At 28.4% G+C, this 8,014-nt stretch carries 3 protein-coding genes; all 3 read right to left on the bottom strand.

The window, feature by feature from the left end; genetic code table 11:
• Positions 1–73 precede the first annotated feature (73 nt).
• Positions 74–3,040, bottom strand: a complete 2,967-nt coding sequence (locus tag B2W91_RS12575) for a cell wall-binding repeat-containing protein (RefSeq protein WP_291581434.1) — start codon at positions 3,038–3,040, stop codon at positions 74–76.
• Between the two features lie 2,035 nt (positions 3,041–5,075).
• On the bottom strand, positions 5,076–6,158 hold the full coding sequence (dprA, locus tag B2W91_RS12570; RefSeq protein ID WP_291581433.1) for a DNA-processing protein DprA: 1,083 nt from the start codon (positions 6,156–6,158) through the stop codon (positions 5,076–5,078).
• Positions 6,159–7,697, bottom strand: a complete 1,539-nt coding sequence (locus B2W91_RS12565; protein ID WP_291581432.1) for a YifB family Mg chelatase-like AAA ATPase — start codon at positions 7,695–7,697, stop codon at positions 6,159–6,161.
• Positions 7,698–8,014 lie beyond the last annotated feature (317 nt).

Below are 8,014 nucleotides of genomic sequence, written 5' to 3'. Positions count from 1 at the left end.
ACGCCCATGCTGGGCGCACATATAAAAAAAGCGTGATTAAATCACGCTTTTAATGTTTTTATACACCTTGAAACTATTTTGTCACTGCTGTTCCATCTTTAAAAATCAACTTAATATTTATTAATTTTTTGCCATCGTATTCAAAAGTATATTTTTCTGTATTCATTATGTTTTTTTCAACTTCTGAGACTCCTGAAACTTCTAGTTCATAAACACAACCTGTTTCAAGTTCTTTAGTCAAAGTTAATGTCACTTTATTGCTATCTACAGATAATTCATCTAAAGCAATTTTTTCTTTTCCAATTAGTAAACTATAGTTACTAATATCTTGGGCACTTTTTTCATCTAGTGTCATTTCATTAAATGATATATCTAATTGATTTTCTCCAGCTCCTTTAGATATTTCTTTAATTTGTGGCTTAATGTTAGACACTTTGAATCTATCAGTAGTATCTTTTTTTATTTTTACTCCTGAAGAATCTGTTACGTTATTAATAATAATACTGTAATCTCCATTAAACTTAAAGTCTTCCGTAGTTATAGTAGCTATATATTGATTACTATTGTCAGTATATTTAACATCTTTAACCAACACTTTTTCTCCACTACCATCTTTTTGAATAACGAAGTTTGCTTTCATATTATTAATGGTACTTGCTTTCATACTTTTATCAAATTTAATTTCTATTGTTTTTCTATTTGTTAAAACATCTTTTTTATTTGTATCTTTTACATATATGTCACTAATTTTGGTATTAGCATAATAAATGTTTGGCCTTATTAAATTGCTTATATATATATCTACTGGTTGAGAATTTAATGGAACTCCAGTAGCATCTTTTATGCCTTGGAATTGTAAGCTGTATTCTCCCTCTTCAATGAAATCTTCTGTAGTTAATGTTGCTACATATTGTCCACCAGAATTAGAGTATTCCGCTTTTTTAACTGGTACGGTTATACTACCTTGTCTTATTACATAACTACTTGTTCTTGATACATCAGTTTTATTCATATCTCTATCAAATCTTACTTTTATAATTCTTTTATTACTAAAATTCTTATCTACAAAATCAATTTGGAATGGTAAAATAACACTTGGTCTTGCTAAAGATAGGCTTAAGCTGCTTTTGTATGGTTCCATTGCATTTCCTGATAGGTCTTTGATATTTTTGACTTCAATAGTACATTCTCCATCCATACTTACATTGTTTATAGTAACAGTTACTCTATCTTTATAATATTTATCAAACTCAATTTTACTTATAGAGTTTGCATAGCTTTTACCTTTTTCATCTTTTATGATATAGTTTCCTTTTGCTATAGCAGAAGCTTCATTTAGATCTTTACTAAAGGTTATATTTATATATTTTATATTTGGATTAGAAGTATCCGTAATTTTAAAAGAAGCAACCTTTGGCTTAGTAGTATCCTTTAAGCTTATTGACTTGCCATATGGATTCATAATGTTATTGGATAAATCTCTAATTCCCTTAACTTCTAATTTATAGCTTCCATTACTATTTATTACGCTTTCTGTTACTATTGTTGCTTCATTTTCATCCTTATTATCAAAGGAAGCACTTGTAAGTTTAACATTTACGCCTTTACTATCTTTTATACTGTAATTATTTAAATTAGTAGCATCTGCTTTTTTAACCTTTTCGCTAAATTTAATTTTTATTCTCTTTAATGAAGTGCCTGATATATCTGAAACCTCTACTCCAGTAATAGTCGGCTTAACATTATCTGTAACCTTATCATCATATGAAGAATTCTTCTTACTGAATCTTACCTTCATATTGTCTCCAAGTATATTTTCTACTGTTCCTTCTAAATTGGATATTTTACTTTTAGTTAAGTCATCTCTTAATGTTAATTTTACTATACTATATCCATCCATAAGTTCTACTCTTGATATACGAACTCCAGGAATTTCATAATTATATTTGCTTTCTGCTTTAGATTTTTTAACTATTCCATCAAATTCTATAATTATTTCTCTAGGCTCATTTATTGTTACAGATTTGATTTTGGATGCTGCATTTTTATCTAAAAGCTTTCCTAAGCCTAAAATTACATCATTTGGAGTCTCTCCTCCAATAGCTATAAGCTCTCTAGAAGCTAATGCTGATAAGTATTTATTCTGTGCAGGTGTTAGCTTATCTCCTACTAATAATAATGGTGAAGATTTTTTTGCTGCTAATGGCCCTGTTGTTAAAGCATCTACTATTGATGAATCAACCGCCTTAGAAGTGTAAACACGCTCATATTCTAAATAATAACTAAATTCATCTAAAACTTTAAGATTGGTATCAAATCTATCTTTACCGTTTATCTTTATAACAGAAGGTATATCTTTAATAGCCTTATCTGAAATAGCCCCAGTTTGTCCAACTACATAAGTATTATTTGCATTCATACCACTTATCCATTTTTTAATACTAGGAGAAATCTCATTCTTTGAAGCTAATAACATAGGCATATTTCTTGAACCAGCGATAGGTGCAATAGATAACGCATCTGCTCCTTCAAATTTTTCATCTCCAGGAACAATTACTATGTCATCAACATAAACTAATTTTTCCATCTCTTTAGCAATAAGCAAAGAAGTTTCAAATCTATCTTTTCCACCTAATCTTTGTACTTGTATACCCATTGATCTTATTTGATTTTCAACATTTTTGCTTACAGCTCCTGTACCACCTACTATGTAAACTTTTTTAACCCCTAGTCTTCTAATTTCATTTTTAGTAGTATCTGGTAGCTTATTAGCATGTGTTAAAAGTATAGGGCCATCTACTGCCTTAGAAAGTGGTGTACTACAAAGAGCATCTGCGAATCCCAATCCATTTGCGACAATAGCATAGTCACTATAGTACCATCCTTCTTGACTCACTTCTGTTGCTGTAGAAAATCTATCTTTACCATAAATTTTTTTAATATCTATTCTGTCATAATCTGATGCAAAAGCCTTTGTACCATTTGCTAGCAAAAATGTACTTATAACAAAGCTTCCTAAAATCTTGAAAGTTCTCTTCATTCTTCTACTCTCCTTTTCTTGCGCATAACTTATAATTATTTATATTTCTTCATATTGCTATAATATTCCTTCTAATACTAGTGTCTATATAATGTATATCGTACTTATATAGAAATAATTAATAGTCTTATAGAAAATTAATAACCCTTATACAATTGAGAATTAACTATTCACGATTGACAATTGAGGGTATTTCTCAGCAGAAGCTAAGAAATTTAGAATTAGTTAACTGTAGCGGCGAACTTAATTTAATTCACAGTTCACAATGCACAATGCACAATTGTAGATATTTCTCAGCTATCACTGAGAAATTTAGAGTTAATTTTGTAGCGGCGAACAGTGTTCGCCATATTATAACTAGCAATTACATTGCTAGTTATAAATATATTCAAAGAAATTATTTTTCTAAAAAAATAATTTCATCCTTAATTGTGAATTGTGAACTGTGCATTGTGCACTGATTAAGTTCTCCATTGACTAAGTTTTCCAGAGCTAAAAAAAGGTATTGGCATATGCCAATACCTTAAAGATTTAATTATTTTTTATAATTGATAAATTATACTATCTTTTTTTACATTTATCTTTTTCTTTTTCTTTTTTGCATTTATCTTCTTCATGATGGCCGCATCTATAGCCATAATCATTTTCATTATACATATAAATTTCCCCCATTATTTTATTTATATCTTTGGAAAATTAATTAGTGCTAGCTTTTAATTGATTAAATATTATAGTTACTTTATAGCTAATTTTACAAAATCCTATCTTTAGTTATGAAAGCTTATTCTTATTAATTTTCAGCTTTCTTATATATACTATGAGGAAAACTCGAAAATGTTTCTTTTAAAATTAAAGTTATATTAAAGTTTTTACAAAAATGTATATTTTATATCATTATTTCATTATTTGCTTATTATTAGGAAGTATAATTACTTAATCAGTGGACAATGGAGAATTTAGGATGAAATTTTTCCTTAGTGGGTTTCTTAAAATAGAATTTATTCTAAAAACACCAAAGACTTTGACAGTGGAGTTTTAACCATAATTATTCATTCTTCATTTTTAATTCATGGTAAGAATTTTATTATGGAAATTAAAATCATGTATAAATTAAATTTCTATTATGAAACTCTATATAAATTGCTATACATAAATAAAATTTGAGACTTTATCTAATTTTGAGTTAAAAATAAAGAAAGGCATTGACACAAGCCAATACCTTAGAAATTCATTAGCTTTTTTAATATTTTAAGCTAGATTCTTTCTATATTTCATCATATTTATAAATTTTTTCTTTCGTCGTAAATATTTTGCTTCATTTAAATCAAATTTCTTTGAACTCCCCTTATATACTATGACTTGAATAAAAAAGGGCTACTTTTTAAAGCTGAAATTAAAATTAAAATTAAAATTTCACAAAAAATTCTAATATGTAAGTTTCTTTTACTGCTTCTTATTATTTCAAGCCAGTTTTTTAATCTTAATTTTCATCTTTCATACTTAATTCCCGTAGTTTTTTATTGTCTAAGCTCTTTTAATAATGAACAAAAATAAGCCCTATGAATTTCATAGGGCTTAAGCTTTTAAATACTTAAAAGCTTAAATGAGGGACAATGTAAAAGATTATTGCATTTTTTATATAATACTCCATCAATAATTGAGTATTATAATGATTAACTTTAATACATAATTAGTGGAAATAACTATATTAAAGTTTTGCTATATGTTTCTCATTATACATTATAAATTATATGTTTTTATGTTTTTTAAATAATATTAACAAATTACTCTCAAATTCTTAATACTTGTACATAATTTAAATGCAAAAGATAATTAAATTTAACAAGCTTCTTTCATAAATTAATAAAAATCATATTTTTTATGTTTGTTATATGCAAAAATCGACAAATTGTATATTAACCCATTCTTTTATTATGTTGCTTAATATACTTTAAAATTAAATCTTTAATAATTTACATTTTGCTAAATTATTTTTCAATAAACGCAATATTTAATTGTTTACTAATATAACTGCCTAAAATGCTCTTACCAAAGAAATAATTCCTCCTTTACTTTGGATCTTACCCTGAAATTCCATAGTGTTTATTAAATGTCTTATTTCTAAATAACTTTTTTCCATTCTATTTATTAGCTCACTAAAGCACATAGGTCTTTCCATTAATAGATTTACTATATCTTCTTCTAAATCTGTTAAATTATCAAATAAGCTTAATTGAACATTAGCCATTACTCTTTTATCATCTATTAGCTGAGAAGTATTTATAAAGATTTTCGCCTTTTCTTCTAATATTAGTTTGTTTGTCCCTATGGCTTCTCTTGAATATATATTATTAGGTACTGCATATATTTCTCGATTTAACATTCTGCCAAAATTTGCAGTTATTAAGGCACCACTTTTTTCCGAAGCTTCTACTACTAAAAGTTTCTTGCACCATGATGCTATTAAATAATTTCTCTTAGGAAAATTATAATATTCAGGCTTAGTTGTAGGTGGAAACTGAGCTAATATTGCACCATTATCGATAATTTTTTTCATAAGTTCTTTTTGTTCTGAAGGATAACATATGTCAACACTATTTCCTAAAAAAGCTAGTGTATATCCACCATTTTTTATTGCTACAGTATGCGCTTGGCTATCTATGCCTTTAGCAAAGCCGCTAATTATAGGAATATCTTTTAAAACTAAAGCCTCTGCTACTTCTCTGGTTACATTTTTCCCATAACCACTACATCTTCTTGACCCTACAATACTTACACCATCCTTTATTTCCTTCAATTCACCTCTGTAATAAAGTACTATCGGACTTTCATCACATTCTTTAGTATAATTGGGATATAATTTATCTTCATAAGTTAATATTTTTATCCCTAAAGTTAAACATTTATTATATATTTCTCGTGCCTCTTTTAAGTCTCTACTACTTAATATGCTTTCTATTGAGATTTTTCTTAGCCCTTTTATTCTGCTAAGTTCTTCTTTATTAGAAGTGTATATTTTATAAGGGCAGCTAAATTCTTTTAATAAAATTCTTGTGGTTTTAACTCCTACATTTTTTAGTTTGCTAAGCCAAATATAAAATACTTCTATATTGTCCATTTAGGAAACCACATCCATTCTTCCCTCTTCTTTTTCCAAATCTCTACTCATTAATGCTTTTACAACATGAGACTTTTCAATATTTTTAGAATCATCCAAATCTGCAAAAGTTCTTGCTACCTTTAAAAATTTATTAAAGCTTCTAGCACTAAACTTAAATACATCATATGCCTTCTTCATAATTTCTTTTCCTTCATTGTCTAATGCACAAAACTCTCTTACATGACTATCCTTCATTTGATTGTTACAGTTAACATTAGCTATATTCTCAAATCTTTTTCTTTGAATATTTCTTGCAAACTCTACTCTCTCCCTTAAACTACTAGAGCTTAAAGATGGTTTAAATTCTGATAAATCGATAAAATCCACTGGATTCATATATTTTTGTATATCAATTCTATCTAAAATAGGTCCAGATATTTTTTGCCTATATTTTAAAACTTCATAATCACTGCATTTACATCGTTCATGCCCAAAGTATCCACAGGGGCATGGATTCATAGCTGAGACCAACATAAAGTTGGCAGGATATGTGTGAGTATACTTAACTCTTGATATAGTAACTACTTTATCCTCCATAGGCTGCCTTAGTGCTTCTAAAGTCTTCTTATTAAATTCTGCAATTTCATCCAAGAATAAAACTCCATTATGAGCAAGGGATATTTCCCCTGGAATAGCATTATTCCCACCACCAATTAAAGAATTTGTAGAAGCATTGTGGTGAGGTGATCTAAAAGGCCTTTCTTTTATTAAATCCCCTTTGCTTTTAATAAGCCCTGCTACACTATAAATCTTTGTAACTTCTAAAGCTTCTTCTTCTGAAAGGGTTGGTAATATTGTAGGAAATCGTTTTGCTATCATGGACTTTCCGCAGCCTGGAGTACCTGACATAAGTATATTATGTCCACCTGCTGCTGCTGCAATTATGTACTCAATAACATCATCTTGTCCTTTTACATCTTTAAAATCTAAAATACTTTCTGATCTTATAATATGTTCATCTTTATAATCTTCTATTGTATAAGTGCTAACCCCTTGAAGAAAATCAATGACTTCAGAAAGCTTATTAAATCCAAATACATTTATATCACTAACTAAAGATGCTTCCCTTATATTTTCCTTAGGTAAAATAATATTATTAATTCCTATTCTCTTTGCCTCCATGACCATTGGCAATACTCCGCTACAAGGACGTAGATCTGCATTCAAAGAAAGTTCTCCAATAAATCCATAGCTTTCAAGGTGAGGAAATGTAACCTGTTTACTTTGAACTATTAAGCCTATGGCCATACCTAAATCAAAATGAGAACCACTTTTTTTAACATCCCCTGGAGCTAAATTTATAATGATTTTTTTATTAGGAAAATGAAATCTAGAATTTATAATTGATGCTTGAAGTCTCTCCTTAGCTTCTTTAATTGCAGCATCACCTAGCCCTACAATATTTATAGATGCTGGCCCACCTATAACATCCGTTTCTATATTTACTAAATATCCATCAACGCCACTTATAGCAAAACTATTAACCACTGAAGCCATTCCTATGCTCCTCCTTTAACCCTATCTTATATGTAATTTATATCCACTCTTAAATTATTTATACAATTGAAGGATAGCTACACAGTATTATCTTCCACCCCTGGGGTCTATATGTGAATTAAAAATTTAAAATAAAGTTAAATTAGTCACAAAACTTAAGCCTCGTAACTATTTTTCTATATAGACCCTTGGGGTGCAGTATGGTATGGCACTGTATCTACAACATTAAAGAATATTTTAATAACATTGCATATCTCTATAAATTTAGTATAATCTCACTGATTCTTACTCCAAATTATACTGCACCTCAGGGGAAC

Origin of the sequence: Clostridium sp. UBA6640 (assembly GCF_002455975.1) — a bacterium.
Taxonomy (GTDB): domain Bacteria; phylum Bacillota; class Clostridia; order Clostridiales; family Clostridiaceae; genus Clostridium_J.
The sequence above is the reverse complement of the archived record's forward strand: the minus strand, read 5'-3'. Positions and strand labels throughout refer to the sequence as shown.

Bases quoted from the DNA above. Each gene is read 5' to 3' on its own strand.
- B2W91_RS12575 (WP_291581434.1), bottom strand. From the start codon at position 3,040: ATGAAGAGAACTTTCAAGATTTTAGGAAGCTTTGTTATAAGTACATTT.
- dprA (WP_291581433.1), bottom strand. From the start codon at position 6,158: ATGGACAATATAGAAGTATTTTATATTTGGCTTAGCAAACTAAAAAAT.
- B2W91_RS12565 (WP_291581432.1), bottom strand. From the start codon at position 7,697: ATGGCTTCAGTGGTTAATAGTTTTGCTATAAGTGGCGTTGATGGATAT.